This is a genomic window from Corynebacterium sp. UMB10119B (genome assembly GCF_030228125.1).
GTDB classification, from domain to species: Bacteria; Actinomycetota; Actinomycetes; order Mycobacteriales; family Mycobacteriaceae; genus Corynebacterium; species Corynebacterium pseudogenitalium.
Genome location: NZ_JASPBG010000009.1, coordinates 13,622 through 36,025, shown reverse-complemented (window position 1 = coordinate 36,025; position 22,404 = coordinate 13,622). Strand labels below are relative to the sequence as shown.

At 65.2% G+C, this 22,404-nt stretch carries 20 protein-coding genes; 5 read left to right on the top strand and 15 right to left on the bottom strand.

The features are described from left to right. Positions 1-9: 9 nt before the first annotated feature. The 9 genes from QP802_RS07865 to QP802_RS07825 all read right to left on the bottom strand — a co-directional run bounded on the left by QP802_RS07865 (position 10) and on the right by QP802_RS07825 (position 9,869). On the bottom strand, positions 10-1,350 hold the full coding sequence (locus QP802_RS07865) for a hemolysin family protein (RefSeq protein WP_284818222.1): 1,341 nt from the start codon (positions 1,348-1,350) through the stop codon (positions 10-12). Continuing rightward, the gene (ybeY, locus tag QP802_RS07860; RefSeq protein WP_070975325.1) at positions 1,351-1,917 is read right to left on the bottom strand and encodes an rRNA maturation RNase YbeY; all 567 of its coding nucleotides are present in this window, start codon (positions 1,915-1,917) and stop codon (positions 1,351-1,353) included. Further along, complete coding sequence (locus QP802_RS07855) at positions 1,914-2,918, bottom strand: PhoH family protein (protein ID WP_071573592.1); 1,005 nt, start codon at positions 2,916-2,918, stop codon at positions 1,914-1,916. Before QP802_RS07855 ends, ybeY begins: the two co-directional genes overlap by 4 nt. A gap of 11 nt (positions 2,919-2,929) precedes the next feature. Next, positions 2,930-3,649, bottom strand: a complete 720-nt coding sequence (locus tag QP802_RS07850) for a 16S rRNA (uracil(1498)-N(3))-methyltransferase (protein ID WP_284818218.1) — start codon at positions 3,647-3,649, stop codon at positions 2,930-2,932. Then, positions 3,650-4,780, bottom strand: coding sequence for a molecular chaperone DnaJ (dnaJ, locus tag QP802_RS07845; protein WP_256042510.1), 1,131 nt, complete (start codon positions 4,778-4,780; stop codon positions 3,650-3,652). It lies immediately after the preceding gene. 28 nt (positions 4,781-4,808) lie between these two features. Then, positions 4,809-5,825, bottom strand: coding sequence for a heat-inducible transcriptional repressor HrcA (gene hrcA, locus QP802_RS07840; protein WP_070362083.1), 1,017 nt, complete (start codon positions 5,823-5,825; stop codon positions 4,809-4,811). Between the two features lie 32 nt (positions 5,826-5,857). Continuing rightward, positions 5,858-7,009: a radical SAM family heme chaperone HemW gene (gene hemW, locus QP802_RS07835; RefSeq protein ID WP_284818215.1), complete on the bottom strand. Its 1,152-nt coding sequence runs from the start codon at positions 7,007-7,009 to the stop codon at positions 5,858-5,860. Positions 7,010-7,265: 256 nt separating this feature from the next. Further along, on the bottom strand, positions 7,266-7,934 hold the full coding sequence (locus QP802_RS07830; RefSeq protein WP_083290858.1) for a hypothetical protein: 669 nt from the start codon (positions 7,932-7,934) through the stop codon (positions 7,266-7,268). Between the two features lie 96 nt (positions 7,935-8,030). Beyond that, positions 8,031-9,869 (bottom strand): AMP-dependent synthetase/ligase, encoded by a 1,839-nt coding sequence (locus tag QP802_RS07825; RefSeq protein ID WP_256020842.1) that lies wholly within the window; start codon positions 9,867-9,869, stop codon positions 8,031-8,033. Positions 9,870-9,953: 84 nt separating this feature from the next. On the opposite strand from QP802_RS07825, the gene malQ reads away from it, so the two are divergent. Continuing rightward, entirely contained in the window at positions 9,954-12,092 is a 2,139-nt protein-coding gene (malQ, locus tag QP802_RS07820; RefSeq protein ID WP_210385493.1) for a 4-alpha-glucanotransferase, read from the top strand. Positions 12,093-12,096: 4 nt separating this feature from the next. On the opposite strand, the gene QP802_RS07815 is transcribed toward malQ, so the two are convergent. The 4 genes from QP802_RS07815 to QP802_RS07800 are packed head-to-tail and all read right to left on the bottom strand — an operon-like array spanning position 12,097 to position 15,114. Further along, positions 12,097-12,237, bottom strand: a complete 141-nt coding sequence (locus QP802_RS07815) for a hypothetical protein (protein WP_256020839.1) — start codon at positions 12,235-12,237, stop codon at positions 12,097-12,099. Positions 12,238-12,248: 11 nt separating this feature from the next. Beyond that, complete coding sequence (locus tag QP802_RS07810; protein ID WP_255364707.1) at positions 12,249-12,377, bottom strand: hypothetical protein; 129 nt, start codon at positions 12,375-12,377, stop codon at positions 12,249-12,251. Further along, positions 12,370-14,346 carry a M3 family metallopeptidase gene (locus QP802_RS07805; RefSeq protein WP_284818211.1) on the bottom strand — a complete coding sequence of 659 codons (1,977 nt, stop codon included), beginning with the start codon at positions 14,344-14,346 and terminating at the stop codon, positions 12,370-12,372. Before QP802_RS07805 ends, QP802_RS07810 begins: the two co-directional genes overlap by 8 nt. Before the next feature lie 27 nt (positions 14,347-14,373). Beyond that, on the bottom strand, positions 14,374-15,114 hold the full coding sequence (locus QP802_RS07800) for a class I SAM-dependent methyltransferase (RefSeq protein WP_284818209.1): 741 nt from the start codon (positions 15,112-15,114) through the stop codon (positions 14,374-14,376). Between the two features lie 107 nt (positions 15,115-15,221). On the opposite strand from QP802_RS07800, the gene QP802_RS07795 reads away from it, so the two are divergent. Next, positions 15,222-16,466 carry an alpha/beta fold hydrolase gene (locus QP802_RS07795; protein WP_284818208.1) on the top strand — a complete coding sequence of 415 codons (1,245 nt, stop codon included), beginning with the start codon at positions 15,222-15,224 and terminating at the stop codon, positions 16,464-16,466. Between the two features lies 1 nt (position 16,467). Here QP802_RS07795 and idi read toward each other — a convergent pair whose 3' ends face one another. Both idi and QP802_RS07785 read right to left on the bottom strand, forming a co-directional pair. Then, positions 16,468-17,025, bottom strand: coding sequence for an isopentenyl-diphosphate Delta-isomerase (gene idi, locus QP802_RS07790; RefSeq protein ID WP_284818207.1), 558 nt, complete (start codon positions 17,023-17,025; stop codon positions 16,468-16,470). Beyond that, a complete protein-coding gene (locus tag QP802_RS07785; protein WP_070362074.1) occupies positions 17,025-17,561 on the bottom strand; it encodes a hypothetical protein in 537 nt (178 codons plus the stop codon). Before QP802_RS07785 ends, idi begins: the two co-directional genes overlap by 1 nt. Before the next feature lie 83 nt (positions 17,562-17,644). Here QP802_RS07785 and QP802_RS07780 point away from each other — a divergent pair, with 83 nt between their 5' ends. From QP802_RS07780 to treS, 3 genes are read left to right on the top strand one after another with little or no spacing between them, the layout of a single operon-like run. Next, complete coding sequence (locus QP802_RS07780) at positions 17,645-19,507, top strand: ABC transporter ATP-binding protein (RefSeq protein ID WP_284818206.1); 1,863 nt, start codon at positions 17,645-17,647, stop codon at positions 19,505-19,507. A 52-nt stretch (positions 19,508-19,559) separates the two neighbouring features. Then, positions 19,560-20,681, top strand: a complete 1,122-nt coding sequence (locus QP802_RS07775) for a MalY/PatB family protein (protein ID WP_284818205.1) — start codon at positions 19,560-19,562, stop codon at positions 20,679-20,681. 6 nt (positions 20,682-20,687) lie between these two features. Continuing rightward, the gene (gene treS / locus QP802_RS07770; RefSeq protein WP_070362071.1) at positions 20,688-22,397 is read left to right on the top strand and encodes a maltose alpha-D-glucosyltransferase; all 1,710 of its coding nucleotides are present in this window, start codon (positions 20,688-20,690) and stop codon (positions 22,395-22,397) included. Positions 22,398-22,404 lie beyond the last annotated feature (7 nt).

The window sequence follows — 22,404 nt, the reverse complement described above, 5'->3', positions numbered from 1 at the left end:
ACCTGACGGCTACTTGTCTTCAGAACCCCCGTCTGAATCTTCCATGGGTGCTTCGGCGGGTTCGGGGACCTCGATGAGCACGCTACGGGTCTTAATGCGTCCGCGCCGGTCGCGGCCGCCTTCCGCGGTATAGCGTAGGCCGTCGTGGACGATGGCGGACCCCGGCAGCGGCACGCGGCCCAGCTCGTAGGACAGCAGGCCTGCCACAGTATCGACGGAGTCGGTGACGTCCTCCTCGAAGGCGAGCTCGTAGTCGAGGTTGTCGGCGAGGAAGTCGACGAGGTCGTCGAGAGGCAGGCGTGCCTGGGCGCGCAGGGTGCGCGCGGCGACGAACTCGATTGGGGCGTCTTCGTCGTCGTCGTATTCGTCGGTGATTTCGCCGACGATTTCCTCCAGGAGGTCCTCCATCGTGAGCAAGCCGGCGACGTTGCCGAACTCGTCGATCACGATGGCGATGTGCGTGTTCACCCGCTGCATCTCTTGCAGCAGCACGTCGAGTGGCTTGGAGTCTGGGATGAACAGCGGGTCGCGCATCAGGGTGGACAGCACGGTGTCCGGTGCGACCGGGGTGCCGGTGGGTCCGAACATGTCCTTCAGGTATGCGACGCCCACAATCTCATCGACGTTCTCCCCGATGACGGGCACGCGGGAGTGCCCGGAGCGCACCATCAGCGTGGTTGCCTGACGGGCTGTCTTCTCCCCTTCAATCCAAATCATTTCGGGGCGCGGCACCATGATTTGGCGGGCGTGGGTGGAGGCGAGGTCGAAGATGTTTTGGATCATGCGGCCCTCGGCGGTTTCCACCACGCCTTTCTCCTGGGCGATGTCGACCATCTCGCGCAGCTCCACTTCGGTGGAGTACGGGCCGTCGCGGAAGTCCTCGCCGGGGTGGAACAGGTTGCCCACCCAGATGAGCAGGCGTGAAACTGGACCGAGGACCCGGTTGACAATGATCAGCCACGGCGCGGCCTTCAGCGAGATCGTGTAGGGGTTGCGGCGCCCCGCGGTGCGCGCAAACACACCGATGATGCTGAACTGCAGCAGCGTAACCGACGCGACGGCGGCGATGATCGCCCACGCGTCGGAGGGGATCAGATCCATCGCCAGCATGGCGGCGAAGACGGCTGCAACGGCGTCGAGGACGGTGCGCAGCATAACCAGCATGTTGATCTGGTTCGCGCGGGCGTCGACAACTCGGGCGAGTGCCTTGGCACCTGAGACTTCGTCCTTGACCATGGTCTCGACGCGCGCGCGTGAAATCGGGGTCAGCGCCGATTCGACCGATCCGAACAGGCCGGAAAGCAGCAGCGCGAGCACGGCGACGAGGCCGTAGGCAACGGTGAACTCCATTTAGTCGCGGCCCTTCATCATGCGGTCGAGCTCCTCGCGGTCGGCGGCTGAGGGAAATGCATGGGCGCCGGTCGGCTTAGGCTGGTACTCGATGCCGCGTGCCGCCAGCGAGTCGTACCAGTCCGCGAGCAGCTCGTTTTGCAGCGAGAACATCTCGCGTTCCTCGTCCGGCATGACGTGGTCGTAGCCGAGCAGGTGCAGCACACCGTGGACGGTGAGCAGGGCGAGCTCGTGGCCGAGGTCGTGGCCTGCCATCTCCGCCTGCTTGCGGTCAAAGGATGGGCACAGGATGATGTCGCCGAGCATCGCTGCACCGAACGGGGACGCGTCCGGGCGCCCGCCGCCTGGGGTGAGCTCGTCCATCGGGAAGCTCATGACGTCCGTGGGCCCTTCCAGATCCATCCACCGAACGTGGAGGTCAGCCATGGTGGCTTCGTCGACAAGCGTGATGGTTGCCTCCGTGTCTGGGTGCACATCCATGGCTTGCAGGGCGAAGGAGCAGACATCGACGAGCATTTCCTCGTTGACGTCTGCCTCCCCCGATTCGTTGAGGACTTCAATACTCACTGTCTTGCCTCTTCTTCGCGTTGTTTTCGTTCGTAGCGTGCGGCGTTGCGCGCGTCGTGCTCGTCGTAGGCCGCGACGATCCGGGAGATCAGGTGGTGTCGCACGACGTCTTCCGCGCGCAGGTCCTGGAAGGAAATGCCCTCGATGTCGCCAAGGATGCGGCGGGCGACGCGCAGGCCGGAGACCGTGCCGCGCGGCAGGTCAACCTGGGAAATATCGCCCGTGACCACCATCTTCGAGCCGAAGCCCAAGCGGGTGAGGAACATCTTCATCTGGGAGCCAGAGGTGTTCTGGGCCTCGTCGAGGATGACGAACGCGTCCGAGAGGGTGCGCCCGCGCATGTACGCCAGCGGGGCGACCTCAATGATGCCGGCCTCGATAAGCTTCGGGATGGCTTCCGGGTCCATCATGTCGCGCAGCGCGTCGTAGAGCGGCCGCAGGTAAGGGTCGATCTTGTCGCTGAGCGTGCCCGGCAGGAAGCCGAGCTTCTCCCCTGCCTCGACGGCGGGGCGGGTCAAAATGATGCGCTTGACCTCTTTATTGTGCAGCGCCTGCACGGCCTTCGCCACGGCCAGGTACGTCTTACCGGAGCCCGCAGGCCCAATGCCGAACGTGATCGTGTTGTCGTCGATCGCGTCGACGTAGGCCCGCTGGCCTGCCGTCTTCGGCCGGATGACCTTGCCGCGCCGCGAGATGATCTCCGCGCCGAGCAGCTCCGCCACCGACTCCGGCGACTCCACCTCCATCAGCGAAATCGCGTGCGTGACAGTATCCGGGGTGATCGGGACGCCGCGCCGCGCCATCGACTCGAGCTCGTCGAGCACCCGCAGCGCGTGCGCGACCACCACGGCCGGGCCCCGCACGGTCACCGCGTTGCCGCGCGCGTGCACGTCGGCGCCGAGGTGTTGGTTGAGCACCCGCAGGTTCGTGTCATTAATACCGAGCACGTCCTGGGTGTATACAGAGTCAAGCTCAATGTTGCGCGTGACCAAAGGTTCCATGTCGCCTAACCCTACCAGCGCGTCGTCAGCGCGCCGATTGCGCATAGTGCAGCAAAACCGGCGCTGGCGGTGCGTAACACTTCCGGCCCGAGGGTGACAGCGCGGGCGCCGATGAGCTCGAGCTCATCCTCGCCGATGCCGCCTTCCGGCCCCACGATGAGCCAGATGTCGCGCCCGAACTCGACGGTGGTCAGCGGCACGGCCGCGTCTTCGTGCAGCACCAACGCCTGCTTTTCGACGCCCCCTTCGCCCACCTCGGCAAGCAGGTCCTTCAGCTGGTTCGTGGTCACCGGATCTGCGACCTGCGGCACCCAGGCCCGGCGCGCCTGCTTCGCGGACGCGATCGCCTGGTGCTGCCACTTCTCCACCTGCTTGGCCTGCTTGGCGGCGGGCCAGCGCGCGATGGTGCGGTGCGAGATCCAGGGGACGATGGCGTCGACACCTCCTTGGACGGCGAGATCGACGGCGAGCTCCGCGCGTTCCGACTTCGGCACTGCCTGCACCAGGGTGACGCGCTGCTCGGGCGCGGGCACGGTGCGGACTTCGGTGACGTCGCCGCGCAGCTGCTGCTTGTCGCTGTGGCGGACAATGACATCCGCGACGGTGCCGGCGCCGTCGGTCAGCGCGATGCGCTCACCGGGCTCGATGCGTTTGACGAAGGCGTGCTTCGCCTCGTCGCCGTCGAGGGTCCCGCTGGCGGGGTCGGGGGTGAGGAAGTACGGAACGCTCATTTAGCGGCGGAACCTGTCGCGCATGCGGGAGAAGAAGCCTTCGTCGCGCTCGTCGTCGTGGTGGACGCCGGTGGCGTCGCCGCGGGCGTCGCGAAGCTGCTCGAGGCTGCGGCGCTCCTCGCCACTGAGGTGCGTCGGCACGACGACCTGGATGTGGGCGATCATGTCGCCGTGGCCCTCGGCGCGCAGGCGTGGCATGCCCTCGTCCTCGAGGCGGACCTCGTCGCCGGGTTGGGTGCCCGCCGGGATCTCGATGGTGGTCGTGTCACCGGCAAGGTTTTCGACATCGATGCTGGTGCCCAGCGCGGCGTCGTACATCGGCACGTTCAGGCGCAGGTGCAAGTCGTTGCCGTCGCGCACGAACGTCGAGTGCGGCGCGGTCTGCACCTCCACGTAGAGGTCACCGGCGGGACCGCCACCGTGGCCGACCTCGCCCTGCCCCGCCATGCGGATGCGCATCCCGTTGGCGATACCCGCCGGGATCTTCACCTTCAGGTCGCGGGTGGCGCGCACCCGACCGTCGCCGGCGCACTGGCGGCACGGATCCTGGATCACTTCGCCGTAGCCGTGGCACTTCGGGCAGTCGTGCGTGGTCATCACGTTGCCCAGGAAGGACTGCTGCACTTCCTGCACCACGCCCTGGCCCGCGCAGTAGTCACACTGCACGGCCTTCGCCTCAGACTCGGAGCCGGTGCCGTGGCACTTCTGACACAGCACCGCGGTATCCACGGTGACCTCCTTGGTCACGCCCGCATAGGCGTCCTCCAGGGTGATCTGGGTGCGCAGCAGGGCGTCGTTGCCCGGCTGGACGCGCGAGCGCGGCTCGTGGCTGCGCCCGCCCCCACCGAAGAAGGCGTCGAAAATGTCGCCGAAGCCCCCGAAGCCACCGCCACCGGCGCCGCCCATGCCGCCCTGCTCCATCGGGTCACCGCCGCGATCCACGATGCTGCGCTTCGCTGGGTCCAGCAGCACCTCCTGCGCCAACGAGATCTCGGCGAACTTCTCAGCCGCCTCATCAGACGGGTTCACATCCGGGTGGTACTTGCGGGCGAGCTTCCGGTACGCCCTCTTGATTTCCTGCTCGGTCGCCTCTCGGTCAACGCCGAGGATGCCGTAATAATCACGAGCCACTAGTTAGTTCCCTTTCAACACTTCGAAGTTATTCGCCCCGCAAAATGCGACTGATGTACTGAGCCACGGTGGCAACCTTTTGCATGGTACCCGGATAGTCCATATGTGTCGGACCGACCACCCCAAGGCCGCCGAGCGCCTCGTCGCCAGCTCCATATGCAGTACTAACAATGGAGGCCTGAGAAAATTCCTTTTCCTCATTCTCATTGCCAATACTGACCGAGACGTGCTCCAGCTGCTGCGCGTTCGCCAACAGCTTCAGCACGATCACCTGCTGCTCCAGCGCCTCAATCACGCTGTGCAGATCCACCATCCGGTTCACGCTCAAGTTCCCGGCGCCCGCGATGAGCAGCCGGTCGGTCGTGGTCTCCACCAACGTCTCGATGAGCACCGCCGTCGCCCGCTCCACCGCATCCGCGATGACCGGCGGCGCCTGCGCGTGCAGCATCTTCAGCGCGGCGGAGGCATCGCGCATCGTCTTGCCCACCAGCACCGTATTGAGCAGGTCCCGCAGCAGGAACACCCCGTCGGTGCCCAGCGGCGCGGCGAGCTCCACGTTGCGCTGGTCCACGCGCCCGGTATCCGTGATCAGCACGAGCAGCAGCCGCGTTGGGGCCAGCGCCACCACCTCGCAGTGCTTCACGCGAGACACGTTCAGCGTCGGCAGCTGCACCACCGCCGCCTGGTTCGTCAGCTGGGCCAGCAGCTGCACACTGCGGCGCAGCACGTCCTCCATGTCCACGCCGTGCTCAAGGAAGTCCAAAATGGCGTGGCGCTCCGCGGTGGACAGCGGTTTGACGTCGTGGAGGGCGTCGACAAACGCGCGGTACCCGGCCTCCGTCGGGATGCGCCCCGAGGACGCGTGCGTCTGCGTGATGTAGCCCTCGCGCTCCAGCACGCTCATGTCGTTGCGGATGGTCGCCGAGCTGACCTTCAGCCCGTGGCGCTCCACCAGCATCTTCGATCCGACGGGTTCCTGCCGCGCAATATAGTCGGCGACGATTGCGCGCAGCACCCGCTGTCTGCGATCATTCGCTGCACTCATTAGCACTCTCCTTCGTCGACTGCTAACTCATACTACTCTGCCTCCTCGGCAGCCAAAATGTCCGTCACGATCCCGTCCGCCAGCAAGCGCCCCGCATCAGTCACGGCCACGCGCTCGCCTGCAGTCAAAAGGCCCGCCGCCACATACTTCTCGACGACCCCTTCCGCCCCCTCACCAATCAGCCCCCGAGGCACACCCTCCTTCAGCCGCAGCCCCAGCATCACCTGCTCCTCGTGCCGCTCCTGCGGCGTGAGCGTCTCCCCGCCGTCAATCGGCAGCGTGCTGTCGGCGAGCAACTGGTTGTAACGTTCCGGCCGCTTCACGTTCCAGAACCGGCGATCCCCAATAAACGAGTGCGCCCCCGGGCCCGCACCCCACCAGTGCGCGCCACGCCAATACAGCAGGTTGTGCTGGCACTCCCCGCCTGGCCGCGCCCAGTTGGACACCTCGTACCAGCCGAACCCGGCCGCCTCCAAGGTGTCGGCAATCATCTCGTAACGGTCCGCATACACGTCCTCCTGCGGCGCGGGCAGCTCACCGCGGCGGATCTTGCGCGCCATGGCGGTGCCGTCCTCCACGATCAGCGAGTAGGCGCTCACATGGTCGACGCCCGTCGACAGGATGGCGTCGAGGGTGCGGCGTACGTCGTCGTCCGTTTCCGTCGGCGTGCCGTAAATCATGTCCAGATTCACGTGCTCGAAGCCGGCGTCGAGGGCCTCCTTGGCCGCCGCGACCGCCCTGCCCGGCGTGTGCTTCCGGTCCAACACCTTGAGCACCGACGCCGACGCCGACTGCATCCCCAACGACACCCTCGTAAACCCGTGCTCCAGCAGCCCCGCGAAGTACGCCGGATCCGTCGACTCCGGGTTCGACTCCGTCGTCACCTCCGCCCCCGCCTGGATGCCGAAGGTGTCCCGCACCATCGACAACACCCTGCCCAGTCCATCCGCCCCCAACAGCGAGGGGGTCCCACCCCCGATAAACACTGTGCTCGCCTCAGCCACGCCCGGCTGGTGTGCCGCCAGCTGCAGCTCCTTTTCCAGCGACTCTAGGTACTCCGCGTGGGAGCTCTCCACCTCCGTCGGCGTATAGGTATTGAAGTCACAGTACCCACACCGCGTTGCGCAAAACGGCACGTGGATATAGACGCCAAAGTCGGGCTGTGATTGCTGCGCTGTGTTCATACCTCGCAATTGCAGCAGACCCAGCGCCAGTTTGCGAATTGTGTTCGAGGTGCGCTCCAAATTCCGACCCCCAATCTGTCTAGCACTTTTTTCACCAGGGGTTATTTTGGTAGCACGATTCAAAATGAAGGAATTTGGTGCGCCCCGAAACTACTTAGACACCAAATTCCCTCACAAACCATCAGCGAACTGGGCAGACGCAAACCCCCGCCCTCAAAATGAAGGAATTTGGTGCGCACCCCCTCGTGCCACAGACCTACGCCCCGCGGCGGCGGCGCTTCGCGGCCACCTTCGCCACGATGGCGTCCACCCGGGCGCGCTCCTCGAGAAACTGTGGCGGGGCGACACCGCGCATCGTGCGCACGAACGCGGGGTGGTCGATGCAGACGGTTTCCATCCAGCCATCGACAGCAGCCTCGACCAGCTCGCCGACCCGCGCATACAGGTGCGGCAGGCTCACGGCGCCCAGTTCCCGGGCGACCATCTCGGTCTGCTCGAGCGTGTACTGCACGATCTCGCCGAGGTGCTGCACGGTCAGGTCGGTGCGGCCGGCAAGCGCATCCTGCATGGTCTGCACAGAGAACGGCGCTTGGAGTGGAAAGAGGTCTTCGAGGCCGGCGGCGTCGAGAAGCTCGGGCTCGGGGATCTTTTCCTCCGGCCGGTAGGAGGCGGAGAGCACCCCGGCGCGCATCCCGGTCGTCAGCGCCTGGCGAAGCCCGATGAGTTCGCCGACGATACGGCGGGCGTCGTTGCGGGCATCGTCGACGATTTCGACGAATTCGGCGAGGCAGTCGTCGGTAAGTTCGCCGTCGTAGTCTGCGACTGCTTCGGCGAGGTGCTCCGTGTATTCAGCGACTTCGTCGCCGATGTTGTAGATCTCCTGTGTCAGCTCACGGTGGCGTAGCATCGCTGCAGTTTTATGCACGAATAGCCCCCTTCTGGCTCACAGGAAGTACGGATCAAAAGTCGATGGAAATGTTAAGCCATGGGCGCGCCCCACGGGTTGAGGCGCGCCGGGGGCTTAGCGCTCGTAGAGCTTGTCGATGTCCTCACGGAAGCGCTCGAACACCACATTGCGCTTCACCTTGAGGGTTGGCGTCATCTCGTTTGCCTGCTCGCTCAGGTCACGGTCGAGGATGCGGAACTTCTTGATCGCCTCGGCGTGCGAGACGGTCCCGTTGGCAACGTTGATGGCGTCTTGCACCTCGGCACGCAGGACGGGGTCGCCGGCGAGGTCGCTGAGTTTGCGGTTCTCCGGGATGTTGTGGGTGGACTTCCAGCGCTGCAGCTCCTCCTCGTCGAGCGTGACCAGCACGCCGACGAACGGCTTGCCGTCGCCGACGACGAGCGCGTTGGAGATCAGCGGGTCCTGGCGGATGATGTCCTCCATCGGCCCCGGTGAGATGTTCTTGCCGCCGGCGGTGACGATGAGGTCTTTCTTGCGGCCGGTGATGCGCACGTAGCCTTCGTCGTCAACCTCGCCGAGGTCGCCGGTATTGAACCAGCCTTCGGTGAAGGCTTCTTCGGTGGCGGCTTTGTTGTTCCAGTAGCGGTCGAAGACACCGGGGCCCTTGAACTCGATTTCGCCGTCGTCGTTGGTGCGGACCTGGTAGCCGTTGACCGGGCGCCCGACGGTGCCAATCTTGTTGGCATTCTTGTTATTGACGCAGGATGCGGCGCAGGTTTCGGTGAGCCCGTAGCCCTCGTAGATTGGGATGCCGATGCCGCGGAAGAAGTGCAGCAAGTCGGCGCTCATGGCGGAGCCGCCGGTGATGCCGTACTTCACGGAGCCGCCGATGGCCTCCTTGATCTTGGAGTAGACGACGCGCTCGAAGACGCGGCGCTTCGCCTTGAGTATCCGGCTCGGCCCCTCGGGGGTGTCCATGGCCTTGGAGTACTCGATGGCGGTCTTCTCCGCCTCAAGGAACGCAGCCTTGCCGATGGCGGAGCCGTCCGCGGCCTTGTTATAGGCCGCGTTGCGCACCTTCTCGAAGACGCGCGGCACGCCGAGCACCATGTTCGGCTGGGCGCGTTGCAGCTCCACGGTCAGAGTGTGGGTATCGGCCCAGTGGGACTGGGTAGCGCCCGCCATCGTCAGCGCGAGGCTGACTGCGCGCTGCAGCACGTGCGCCAGCGGCAAGAAAGTAACGACGCGCTTGCCGGGGCGGGCCACCTCACCGATGTCGTTCTTGATCAGCGCCCAGGTCTGGTGTGCCCAGTTGCCGTGGGTTAAGGCCACGCCCTTCGGGCGGCCGGTGGTGCCGGAGGTGTACACGATGGAGCCCAGGTCGTCGTGGGTGAGGGAGGCGGAGCGGGCGTCGACAAGCGACTGCTCGACGTCCCTGCCCTCGAACTTGATGGTTTCGACCCCGGCGGCGTTGAATTCGTAGATCTTGCGCAGCTTCGAGCTCGAGTCCTTCAGGCGCGGCTTGCCGTCTTCCTGGAGGAGGAAGGCGCTCATCAGCTGGGTGTGGTCGCGCGACTCGGTGAAGGCGATCTCGGCGCCGGAGTCCTCGAGGATCCACTGGATCTGGTGCATGGAGCTCGACGGGTAGATCGGGACGCTGACCGCCCCGGCTGCCCAGATGGCGAAGTCGACGAGGGACCACTCATAACGGGTGGAGGAAAGCACCGCGATGCGGTCGCCCGGCTCGACGCCGTTTGCGATGAGCCCCTTGGCCGTTTCGTAGACCTCTTCCAGGAACTCCCCCGCCGTCACGTTGACCCAGTCGTAATTACGTGGGCGGGAAAACAGCACGATGTGAGGCTTTTTCGTGCAGATATCCACGAGCGCCGACAGGCAGGTGTCAGTGGAACTCAGCTTGAATCCGAGCGGAGTTGTGTACGTTTCTGAAGCCATGGTTGGCAAGGTTACCTGACAGAAACTACCTTTTGCGTGAGCTCCACTCTGCAAAACATCAGTTCTTTGGCACAATGGGTTGATGTGACCAACGTAGAACTACTCCATTCGTTAGCTTCCGCGTACGGGTTCGGCACAAGCTACCGCGCTTCCAACGGTGCGATGACCACCCCGCCGCCGGAATCGTTCATCTCTCTGCTGCAGGCCCTGGGCGTCAACATTAGCGACGCCCCCTCCGACGAGGAGCTGCACCACCTCATTCACGCCAGGCACCAGTACTGGGCAACCCGCCCGCTGCCGCCCTGCGTTGTGGCCACGGCCGGGCAGGAGCGCCACTTCAACGTCCACGTGCACGACGGCCACCCAGCCCACACTTGGATCCAGCTTGAGGACGGCACCCCGCGCGAGACCTACCAGGACGAAAACTGGGCGCCACCAACTGCCGACGTCGCCGGCGTGGTCTGGGGCGAGGCCACCTTCCACGTGCCGGGCAACCTGCCCCCGGGCTACCACACGCTGCACCTGGAGTCCGACAACTTTAAGGACTCCTGCCCGCTGCTGGTGGTCCCGGCGCGTCTGGAGAGCAACCAGCGCTACATCGACAATCCGGTCTTCGGTGTGATGGCGCAGCTGTACTCGGTGCGCTCCGAGCAGTCCTGGGGCATCGGCGACTTCGAGGATCTCGGCACGCTCGCGGTGCTGCTGGCTGAGCAGGGCGCTGATTACCTGCTGATCAACCCGGTGCACGCGGCACAGCCAATCCCGCCGGTGGAGGACTCGCCGTACCTGCCGACGTCGCGCCGCTTCGTCAACCCGATCTACATCTCTGTCGAGGCGGTTGATGAGTACTACAAGTTGGACAAGGACGCGAAGGCCCAGATTGAGCGCATGGTCGCTCCGCTGAAGGCACTCAACCGCAGTGCGGAGCCGCTGCGTCGCAACGAAATCTTCGAGACGAAGCTCGCCGTACTTCGCGAGCTGTTCTTCATCGCCTGCGCCGATGAGCGCCGCACCCACGACTTCGAGCTCTTCTGCCTCGACGAGGGCGAAGGCCTCGAGGAGTTCGCCCGCTGGTGCGCAGTGGAGGCGATGGAGACCGCGCCGTCGCGCCACGAGCTCGACGAGGAACTCGAGGAACTCACACGCTTCTACATGTGGCTGCAATTCATCGCCGACGAGCAGCGCCGCCGCGCCCAGGACAAGGCGCTGGCAGCGGGCATGAAGGTCGGCATCATGACCGACCTCGCGGTGGGGATCCACCCCGATGGTGCCGACGCCAACACGCTTGCCAACGTGCTCGTCCCCGAGGCGTCCGTCGGTGCCCCACCGGACCAGTACTCCCAGCAGGGCCAGGACTGGTCACAGCCGCCATGGCACCCGCAGGCGCTCGCCGAAGCCGGCTACGAGCCGTGGCGCGAGCTGCTGCGCACCGTGCTGCGCCACTCCGGCGGTATCCGCGTCGACCACATCCTTGGTCTCTTCCGCCTGTTCTGGATGCCACGAAACGTCTCCCCGATGTTCGGCACCTACATGAATTACGACCACGAGGCCATGGTGGGCACCCTGGTGCTCGAGGCGCAGCGTGCGAACGCCGTGGTGGTAGGCGAAGACCTGGGCACGTTCGAGCCGTGGGTCCAGGACGTCCTGCAGGACAAGGGCATCCTTGGCACGACGGTGCTGTGGTTCGAGTCGTACGACGACGGCTCCCCGCTCCACACCTGGGATTACCGCCGCTTGGCGTTGTCGGCCGTCGGCACGCATGACCTGCCGCCGACCGCTGGCTACCTGCGGTTCGCGCACAACATCCTGCGCGACGAGCTCGGCCTGATCGAGGAGCCGCTCGAGGAGCTCAACGAGCAGGACCACCAGTGGCAGGCCCGCGTGCTTGACCGCGTGCGCGAGGACGGCCACTTCCACGGCACTTCCCTTGAGCACACCGAGTTCACGCAGCTGAGCGCCGAGGAGTTCGCCCGCGACGTCGACGTGGAGGACCTGCTCGTCGGCCTTACCCGCTTCATCGCCGCCACCCCATCGGCGATGACGGTGACGAACCTGGTGGACATGGTCGGCGATACCCGCATCCAGAACCAGCCGGGTACCAACGCGGAGCAGTACTCCAACTGGTGCATCCCGCTGACGGACAACAACGGCAAGGCGGTCCTCATCGAGGACCTGCCAAGCATCGAGTTGTTTGGGCGGGTCGCGGAGGCGTCGAAACGCTAGAGCGCTAGAACAGCCCGGCCAGGGCCGCGACGACGACCAGCGCAATCATCACCCACAGTGCCTGTGTAACACGGGACTGTGGGTATTTGCGTTTCTGCTTCGGAAGCTGCTGATCGCGCTTGCGGAGTTCTTCAGGGTTGGCCATAGTTGACCACCTTACTTCTTCGAAATTTTGTACGCGATCCAGTCACTCAAACGCAGCATCGCCCACGACGCCACCCCCGCGAGCGGCAGCGCCACCAGCAGGATCAGTGGCGTCTGCAGCCACGGCGACAGATCAAACATCGCTGCCCTCGAGCCCGCGTCGCACCAGCAGAGCGCGCGTGTCCTTGTCGCGGCCGCGGAAGGCGCGGTAGGCCTCGGCGTAGTCGCGCGCGGCACCAACCGAGAGCACCGTGTCCCGGAACCGCTGGCCGCTGTCCCGGTTGATACCGGATTCCTCGATGAACTGGTAGCCGTCGGCGTCCAACGCCTCCGCCCACAAGTAGGAGTAGTAGCCCGCCGAGTAGCCGCCCGCGAAGATGTGGTTAAACCACGTTGAGCGGTAGCGCGGCTCGAGACCCTCGACGTCTAGGCCAACCTTCTCGAGTGCGCGCTGCTCGAAGGCGTCAATGTCCTCGGGCACCTCGCCGTCGAGCGAGTGCCAGGCCAGGTCAATCGCGCAGGCTGCCAGGTACTCTGCGGTGGCGAAGCCCTGCCCGAACGTCCGCGACTGGCGCACGGCCTCCAACAGCGCGTCGGGGATGACTTCGCCAGTGTCCACGTGGCGCGCGTAATTACGGATAATCTCGGGCGTGAACGCGTAGTTCTCATTGATCTGGGAGGGGAACTCCACCCAGTCGCGCGGCACGTTGGTGCCGGAGAGCGTCGGGTAGCGCACGTTGGACAGCAGTCCGTGCAACGCGTGGCCGAACTCGTGGAACACGGTCGTAACCTCGTCGATCGTCAGCAGGTCGGAGGTCAGCGACATCACGTTCACCACGACGGGCTTGGTGCCGGTCAGCGTCGACTGGTCCACAAAGGAGCTCATCCAGGCTCCCCCGCGTTTCGACGGCCGCGCCCCGTAATCCGTCAGCAGCAGGCCAATGCCGGTGCCGTCTTCCTCCTTGACTTCCCACACGTGTACGTCGTCGCGGTAGCCGTGCAGGTCCTCGCGCTGAGTAACCGTGATGCCGTAGAGCAGGTTCGCAGCGTAGAAAACGCCGTCGCGCAGCACCTGCTGCAGCGGGAAGTACTTGCGAAGCTCCGCGTCGTTGACCGCGAAGGCCTCCTCCCTGCGGCGTGCCTCCCAGTACGGCCAATCCGCGCCGTCCAGTTCCATCCCGGCCAGCTCCCCTGCCAGCTTACGTTCCGCGGCGGCGTTCGACGCGGCCGCGGGCGCGAGGTCGCTGATAAGTTTGCGGGCCGCGGCCGCGCTGCCCGCGGTTTCCTCCGCGATGACGTAATCGGCATGCGTGTCGAAGCCGAGCAGCTTCGCGCGCTCCTGGCGCAGCCGCACCGACTCGACCACGAGCGCACTGTTGGTGTCGCGGCCGCGCTGGCGGGAGGCGTCGAACAGCTTGTGGCGCGCGCTGCTGGACTCGAGCTCGGCCTGCAGCGACTGGGTCGTCGGCAGCTCGATCGGCACGACGTAGGCGTCTGGGGTGTCTGGGTCCTCTGCGTCGCGGTAGGCGGCGAGCTGCTCCTCGCTCAGGCCCGCCAGCTCGTCGCGGGTCATGCGCACCGCGAGCTTCGTCGTGTCCGCGAGTAGGTTGCGGCCGAACTGCTCGGAAAGCTCCGAGAGACGCTGATTCAGCTCGCGCAGGCGCTGTTTGCCTGCCTCGTCGAGCTCCGCGCCACGGCGGGTGAACCGGCGCAGCAGCAGGTCGTAGAGGCGGCGCGACTCCTCGTCCGCCGGGGCCTCCACTGCACGCAGGTGGCCATAAAGTTCTTGGTTCTGGTAGATCGCGTCGGTGTGCGCGGACAGGCGTGGCACGATCGCGTCCGCGACCTCGTCGAACTCAGGCGAACCGTCGGTGCCCTGCAGGTTGAAAAACCATGCCAGGACTCGCTCTAAGTCGCTGCCCGCGCGCTCCAGCGCCTCGACGGTGTTCTCCCACGTCGGGGTGTCCTCGGCACAGATACGGGCGATTTCTTCTTCATGGAGCACGAGCGCCCGCTCGAAAGCGGGCAGCACGTGTTCAAGGCGGATCGCCTGGAAATCAGGCAGTCCATACGGCAAGTCGGACGGGTGCAACAACGGATTGTCAGTCATGGCACCCCATCCTACTTGGGGTGTGAGTTAGGCTGGCTTGCGGCCAATCACCAGGAAGGTCGGGCGCGACTCGTGTCCCTGTGGCGTGCCGAACTCCTCGTCGATCTTGGCAATCTCCGGCAGCTCAACAACCTCGACGTCCTCCAGGCCAGCGGCGCGGAAGACCTCTGCGTATGCCTCCGGGGAGTCGGCCGTCGCGAGTGGCAGCTCCTCGAGTACGTCGTCGGTGTAGGTCAGCACGAAGGAGTCCGGGCCGTTATCGGAGATGACCTGCGTGTCCTTCGAGATCCCGTTCGGGAACCAGGTCGCGTCCGCGGCGATGATCAGACCGCCAGGCTTCAGCGCCTCGGCCCAGCCACGGATCGCCTCCGTCGGCTCGCGCAGCGTCCACAGCAGGTAGCGGCTGACAACCACGTCGAAGTCGAAGAAGGACGGGGGCAGGTCCGTCACGTCGACCTCGGCGAACAGCGGGGTGTTAATGCCTTCCTCTTGGCGAAGCTCAGCCTCGTCGCGGGCCTCGTCGAGCATCGGCTCGCACGCATCCACGCCAACAACCGCGTAGCCGAGTTCCGCAATGATGTGGGCAATGTAGCCGTCGCCTGTGCCCATATCCAACACTCGAACAGCATCCTCTGGCATGTACCGCTTGAAAATGTCAGTCCACGCGGCACGGTCCGCCTTCGCGCGCTCTGCTGTTAGGTGCTCGCGGTGGTATGCCTCAGCCCGGCCTGCCCAGTACTCGGTGATGCGTGCTTGGGTATCTGTCATTTGGGACAACTCATTCCTACAGAAGAAAGACAATAATCACTCACTAGCATAAGTCACCTTCGGCAGCTCGTCGAGGAACTTGGCGGGAGCGTTTACACTGGTCTGTCATGGACGTCACCATCACCTGCCCCGCCGGCGCGATCACCGGCACCGCCACCACGGCCACCCGCGAGTTCCACTCCATCCCCTACTCGCGTATCGACGTCCCCTTCGATCCCCCACGCCCCGCCCCCGAGGGCCATCTCATCGACGCCACCACGCCGCACCCAGACACCATCGGGCTGAGCATCACCACCCCGGCAACAGCGCGGGCCCTCGACGACTACCCGGTGATGGTCTACCTGCACGGCGGCCGATTCGAGGAGGGCAACCACTGCGAGACCACCTCCCAGCCGGAGGCGTTTGCGCAGCAGGGCGTCGTGCAGGTGCGGGTGGGGTATCGTCGAAAATTCCCCGGGCTGCTCCCCTTCACCAATGACACGTCGTTCCGCGCGGTGGAGGACTGCCAGGAGGCGCTGCGGTGGGTACTGCGCAACATCGAGCACTTCGGCGGCGACCCAACCAACGTCACCCTGGTCGGGCACTCGGCGGGGGCGGCGCTGGCGCTCTGGCTGGCGCGCCGCGACCACTACCAGGGAGCGTTCCGGCGCGTGCTGGCGCTGTCCCCCGCGTTTCCGCGCGTGCCCTTTGCTAAGCGCAAGTGGGCGGCGCGCGGGGCGCTCGGCACGCCGCTGACGCGCCTCGACCTCAACTGGTTGGCCGAGCGCCGCCCAGACGCCATCGAGCGCGCCTACCAGCGCTTCCGCACCCAGTACTTCCACGACATCGCGCTTGGCCCGGCACCCTTCGAGCCTGCGGAGCTCGCCGAGGTACCAATCGTGGTCACCTCCACCTGCGAGGAGTTCCACCAGTCCGGCGAGGGCTTCAACGCCTTTGGTGCCACGTTCATCCGCTGCTTCGGCCGATTCTTCGGCGCCAAAAGCGCGGCGGCCCGGCGCAACTACATCGAGGCCGCACGAACCACGGACCCCGGCGCTCTCGCGGGCAGGTTCCTATCGGACGCACTGATCCGCCGCTGGGTCGACGCCGCCTGCGAGCACGGCCCTGCAGACATCCGTCAGATCGAGTTCTGCGCAGATACGCCACTTGGCCACAGCTACGAGCTCGAGACGCTCTTCGGAGAGCCTACGACCCACATCGGCCAGCTTGTCTACAGCTACATCTGCAGCGGGCAGGCCGACTGGCCCACCTACTGCCCGGGCCGAAACGTCCTGCGCGCCTCGCTCAGCGCGGACACCACGACCGTCGTGGAGGATCCGCTGCGCAGCGTTCGGGAGGCGTTCAACCAGTAGGCTAGCGCCCGGCGCGCTCCAGTACAGCGCGCAGCCGCTTATCCGCCAGCTCTTCGACCAGCCACGGCGAAAACGCGAACGGGGTCGCGTCTGCCGCGCGAACAACGTCGGCGGGGTCCGCCCAGTGCAACGAGTCCACCTCGTCCGGGTTCGGGTCCACAGCCTCGTGGCCCGGCGCCAGGCGCGCGGAGTACACCGGGCAGATTTCGTACTCGACGATGCCGGAGGAATCCACCGCACGGTAGCGGAACTCCGGCAGCACCGGCGTTACGTCCAGCACAGCCCCCTCCGGCAAGCGCAGTTCCTCGACCGAGCGGCGCAGGATCGCCGCCGGCACGTCCTCGCCGGGGCCGGGGTGGCCGCAAAAGGAGTTCGTCCACACTCCGGGCCACGTCTTCTTCCCCAACGCGCGCCGGGTGAGCAGCAGCTGGCCGTCCTCGTTGAACAACCAGCAGGAAAACGCCAGGTGCAGCGGGGTGTCCCCGGTGTGCACCTCGGCCTTGTCCGCGGAGCCGATCGGCGCGCCGTCCTCACTGAGCAGGATTACTTCTTCGCGCATTAGTTATTCAGGTTCCCCTTGAACTTCACGTTGCCGATCGTAAACTCCGCATCCCACAGGCCATCCGGGGTCACGTCGAAGGCATACTTCGCGTTCGTGGTTGCCCCCGGACCCAGCGGGCGGTCCACGCCGAGGATGTCCACCCCTGCCTGCTCGGCGCTGATCGGGTTGGCGTCGACAAACTTGTTGTTGCCGGTGTTGTAGCGCAGCTTCGGCTTGAGCACGTCAACGGGCATTGGCACGTCGCTCTTGTTCGTCACCGCAACGACGATGATGCTGCCGGCGCCGGTGCCGTAGCTGCTGCCCTGCCACTTGTAGGACAGCTCCATCTTCGGGTCATCGACGCGCTCGCCGGTGATCTCCGTGGAGGTCACCGGGTCCACCTGCTCTTGGTGGAACTCCGGCTGTGGGGCGCCAGTGGGCGTCGTCACCTCGATGTCAGTGGATGTTGCGGTGTCATCCTCAGACACGCACCCGCCCAGCGTGAGAGTAGTAACGAGCAGCAAGACCGCAGCTGACAGTGTGTGGTGGCGCATCGGTGCCCTTTCATATGGTTCAAGCGAAAACAATTGGTCACTATTGTACGAGTTTCACCCGGCCGCGCTACGCTGGGCACCCTATGCAATCTCTCACCCGTGTGTTACGAAGCGCTTCTGCCCTGTGGCCGTTCTACCTCGCCATCGTTGTGATCTCGACGGTTGTGGCAGGCCTCGGGCTCATTTCGCCATTTATCGTCCGCGAGGCAACCGACACAATTGTCGACGCCATCAATAACTCCGACAACGCTCCCGCCGACCCAGTGCGCACCGTGCTGTGGCTCGCGTTCGCGCTGTTCATCGCGACCTCGCTCAGTGGGCTGGCGAAGAACGTCTCCGGCTACCTCGGCGACGTCATGGCGGCGCGGATCCGGCAGATCCTGTCCACCCGCTACTTCGCCAAACTGCTTTCGCTGCCGCAGCGCTACTTCGACACCCAGGTCACCGGCACCATCATTGCCAGGCTGGATCGTTCGATTGCCTCGGTGACACAGTTCATCCAGTCTTTCTCCAACAACTTCTTGCCGATGATCATCCAGATCATCGCCATCCTCATCATCACCTCCTTTTATTACTGGCCGCTGACCCTGCTGCTGCTGGCGCTCTTCCCCGTCTACACGTGGCTGACGGCGCTGACCTCGAAGCGGTGGCAGAAGTGGGAGGCGGAGAAGAACGCGCAGATCGACGAAGCGAACGGGCGCTTCGCGGAGGTCGTCGGCCAGGTCAAGGTGACCAAGTCATACGTGGCGGAGGTCCGCGAGCTGGACAAGTTCGGTAACCACTACAACAACACGGTGAGCATCACCCGCCCGCAGTCGCGCTGGTGGCACTCCATGGACGCCCTGCGCGGGCTGGCGATGTCGCTGATTTTCATGGGGATCTACATGATCCTGTTCGTGCGTACCATCCAGGGCCACTTCAGTATCGGCGACATGGTCATGCTCATCCAGCTGGTCACCATGGCCCGCCAGCCGGTGATGATGCTGAGCTGGATCGTCGACAGTGCCCAGCGCGCCGTCGCCGGTTCCCGTGACTACTTCCAGGTCATGGACGAGGAGGTGGAGCCCACCGCGAACCGCGAGCTCGTCGCCGCCACCCAGACCTCAGGCGTTCCGGAGCTCACCGTTGTAAAGCACCGCCCGCTGCCAGTCCACGAGCCCGTCGTGGAGTTCGACTCGGTCACCTTCGAGTACGAGCCAGGCGAGCCCGTCATTCACGACATGAGCTTCCGAGCCCACGCTGGAGAGAAGGTCGCACTGGTCGGAGAGTCCGGCGGTGGCAAGTCCACCATCGTGAACCTGCTGCTGGGCCTCTACCCCATCCAGGAGGGCACCCTGAAGGTGTGCGGGAAGGATCTGGCGGAGCTGGGCGTCGAAAAGCTGCGCGCGACCACGGGCGTGGTGTTCCAGGAGGCGGCGCTGTTCTCGGGCACGGTGTTTGAGAACATCGCCTACGGCAAGCCGGACGCGACGATGGCCGAGGTGGTCGCGGTGGCTAAGCGCGCCAACGCGCACGACTTCATCATGAAGTTCACCGAAGGCTACGACACCGTCATCGGCGAGCGTGGCCTGCGTCTGTCCGGCGGGCAGCGCCAGCGCGTCGCGGTCGCGCGCGCGATGCTGAAGGACGCGCCGATCTTGATTCTCGACGAAGCCACCTCCGCCCTCGACACGAAGGCGGAGCGCGCCGTGCAGGCAGGACTCGACGCGCTGATGGAGGACCGCACCACCATCATGATCGCGCACCGACTATCCACCATCGCGGATGTCGATACCATTATCACCCTGTGCGACGGCCGCATCGACGAAATTGGCACCCCTGCGGAGCTTGCGGTCTCCGGCGGTATTTATTCAGAGCTACTGCGGCTCACCGCGTCCTCCTCGGCGGCGGATCGTGCCAGGTTACAGGCTTTCGGCTTCCACACCGACGACAGCGACGAGGAGTAGCAACCTCGCGGGCCTGTGGCGTGTGAGGGTGGCCTGACTACAGTCGTGGGACATGAAGTTCCCAGACCTTTCCACCCTCCGCGACCGCCGTACCCGCAAGTGGACCGTGCACGACGAGCACGTGCTGCCACTGTTTATCGCCGAAAGCGACTTCCCCACCGCCCCACCCGTCAAAGCTGCGGTGCTCGACGCCGTCGAACGCGAATGCCTCGGCTACACGCCCGCACCTCGCGCGCAGTGCCTGGCAAAGAACGTCTCCGAGTTTTACGCCCAGCGCTACGGCTGGCGGCCGGACCCTGCACGCATCTTTACCGTCCCCGACGTGGTGCGCGGCGTGCTGCTTGCGATCGAGCATTTCACCGAAGGCGACGTCATTGTGCCGGTGCCTGCGTACTTCCCCTTCCTCGAGATCGCATCGACCGCGGGGCGCAATCGCGTGGACGTCGGCAGCGAGGGCGGCCTGGACCTGGCAGAGGTCGAGGAGGCGTTTCGCAACGGTGCCGGCTCCATTATCGTGACCAACCCGATGAACCCGTGGGGCTACATCTTCAGCGGCGAAGAGCTCGACGCAATCTGCGACATCGCGCGCCGCTACGGGGGCCGTGTCATCGTTGACGAGATCCACGCCCCGATCGTCTACGAGGGCAGCCACGTGTGCGCCGCCGAGCACAACCCGGACGTGTGCATCACGATTACGGCGACGTCGAAGGCCTGGAACGTGGCAGGCCTGAAGTGCGCGCAGATGCTCTTCTCCAACGATGAGGACGTGGCCACCTGGAACGCGCTGTCCGACATCACGAAGGAGGGCACGGGTACGCTGGGCATCGTGGCTGCGGAGGCCTGCTACGGGCAGGGCACCGAGTACCTAGACCAGCAGGTAGAGCAGCTGCGGGCGAACCGCGACTGGCTCGTCGAGGAGCTGCCGAAGCAGATCCCCGGCATCACCTTCCCCGTCCCGGAGGCGACCTACCTGCTGTTGGTGGACTTTTCCGGCACGAAGCTCACCACCGAGACCCCGGCCGAATGGCTCTTGGAACACGCGGGCGTGGCGCTCAACGAGGGCACCAGCTTCGGGCCCGGCGGCGCGCACAAAGCGCGCCTCAACTTCGCCACCTCGCCCGAGATCCTGCAGGAAGCCGTCCGGCGCATGGCTGAGGCAATCAAGCTACTGTGAGGAAGCATGAACGAAAACGACAAACTTCCTACCCCGCAGGCCACCGACTTCTCCACTCCCACCCCGGCCGCCGAGCCGTGGGAGCGCCCTGACCCGGAGTGGTACAAGGACGCAGTATTTTACGAGGTGCTGGTCCGCGCTTTCTTCGACCCGAACGGCACCGGATCCGGCACCCTGCAGGGCCTGGAGTCCAAGCTGGACTACCTGCAGTGGCTCGGCGTCGACTGCCTCTGGATCCCACCGTTCTACGACTCGCCGTTGAAAGACGGCGGCTACGACATTCGGGATTTCCGCAAGGTGCTGCCGGAGTTCGGCACGGTGGAAGACTTCGTCTCCCTTATCGACGCCGCCCACCGCCGCGGGATCCGCATCATCACCGACTTTCCGATCAACCACACCTCCGACCAGCACCCCTGGTTCCAGGAGTCTCGCCGCGACCCGTCGGGCCCGTACGGGGATTACTACGTGTGGTCGGATGACCCGGAGAAGTACGCCGGGACCCGCATCATCTTCATTGACACCGAGGAGTCCAACTGGACGTTCGACCCGGTGCGCAAGCAGTACTTCTGGCACCGCTTCTTCTCCCACCAGCCTGACCTGAACTACGACAACCCGGCGGTCCAGCAGGAGATTTTGGACGTCATCCGCTTCTGGCTGGACCTGGGGATGGACGGCATCCGCCTCGACGCCATCCCGTACCTCTTCGAGCGCGAGGGCACCTCCTCGGAGAACCTGCCGGAGACGCACGAGTTCATTAAGAAGGTCCGCGCGTTGTTCGACGAGGAGTACCCGGGCCGCTTCCTGCTCGCGGAGGCGAACCAGCTCCCGGAGGAGGTCGTCGCCTACTTCGGTGAGGGCGAGGGTGACGAGTGCCAGATGGCGTTCCACTTCCCGGTCATGCCGCGCATTTTCATGGGGATTCGCCAGGAGCTGGCGCAGCCGATCGTCGATATCCTGCGCGAGACGCCGCCGATTCCGGAGTCCGCGCAGTGGGGCATGTTCCTGCGCAACCACGACGAGCTCACGCTCGAGATGGTGACGGACCAGGAGCGCGAGTTCATGTACCAGAACTACGCGTTCGAGCCGCGGATGCGCGCCAACGTGGGCATCCGCAGGCGCCTTGCTCCGCTGCTGGGTGGGCACCGCGGGCGCCTGCAGCTGGCGCACGCGCTGCTGCTGTCCCTGCCCGGTTCGCCGTTTTTGTACTACGGCGACGAGATCGGGATGGGCGACAACATCTGGCTGCCTGACCGCGACGGTGTGCGCACCCCGATGCAGTGGTCGAACGACCGCAACGGTGGCTTTTCCAAGGCGGATCCGGAGCGGCTCTACCTGCCGCCGGTGCGCAACGACCAGTACGGCTACGACATTGTCAACGTGGAATCCCAGATGAAGCTGGAGAACTCGCTGCTGCAGTGGGTGCGCCAGATGATCATGATCCGCAAGCAGTACCGCGCGTTCGGCCGAGGCTCCTACATAGAGGTGGATCACGCAAACCCGCAGGTGTTGGCGTTTATACGCGAGTACGAGGGGGAGCGGATCCTGTGCGTGCACAACATGTCCTCGCGCCCGCAGGCCGTCGAGATGGACCTGTCGCACTACAACGGTGTGGTGCCTCGCGAGCTGACCGGCGGCGAGGAGTTCCCGGCCATCGGTGAGCTGCCGTGGCTGAGCACACTCGCGCCGCATGGCTTCTTCTGGTTCGATATCTCCTAACATTGGT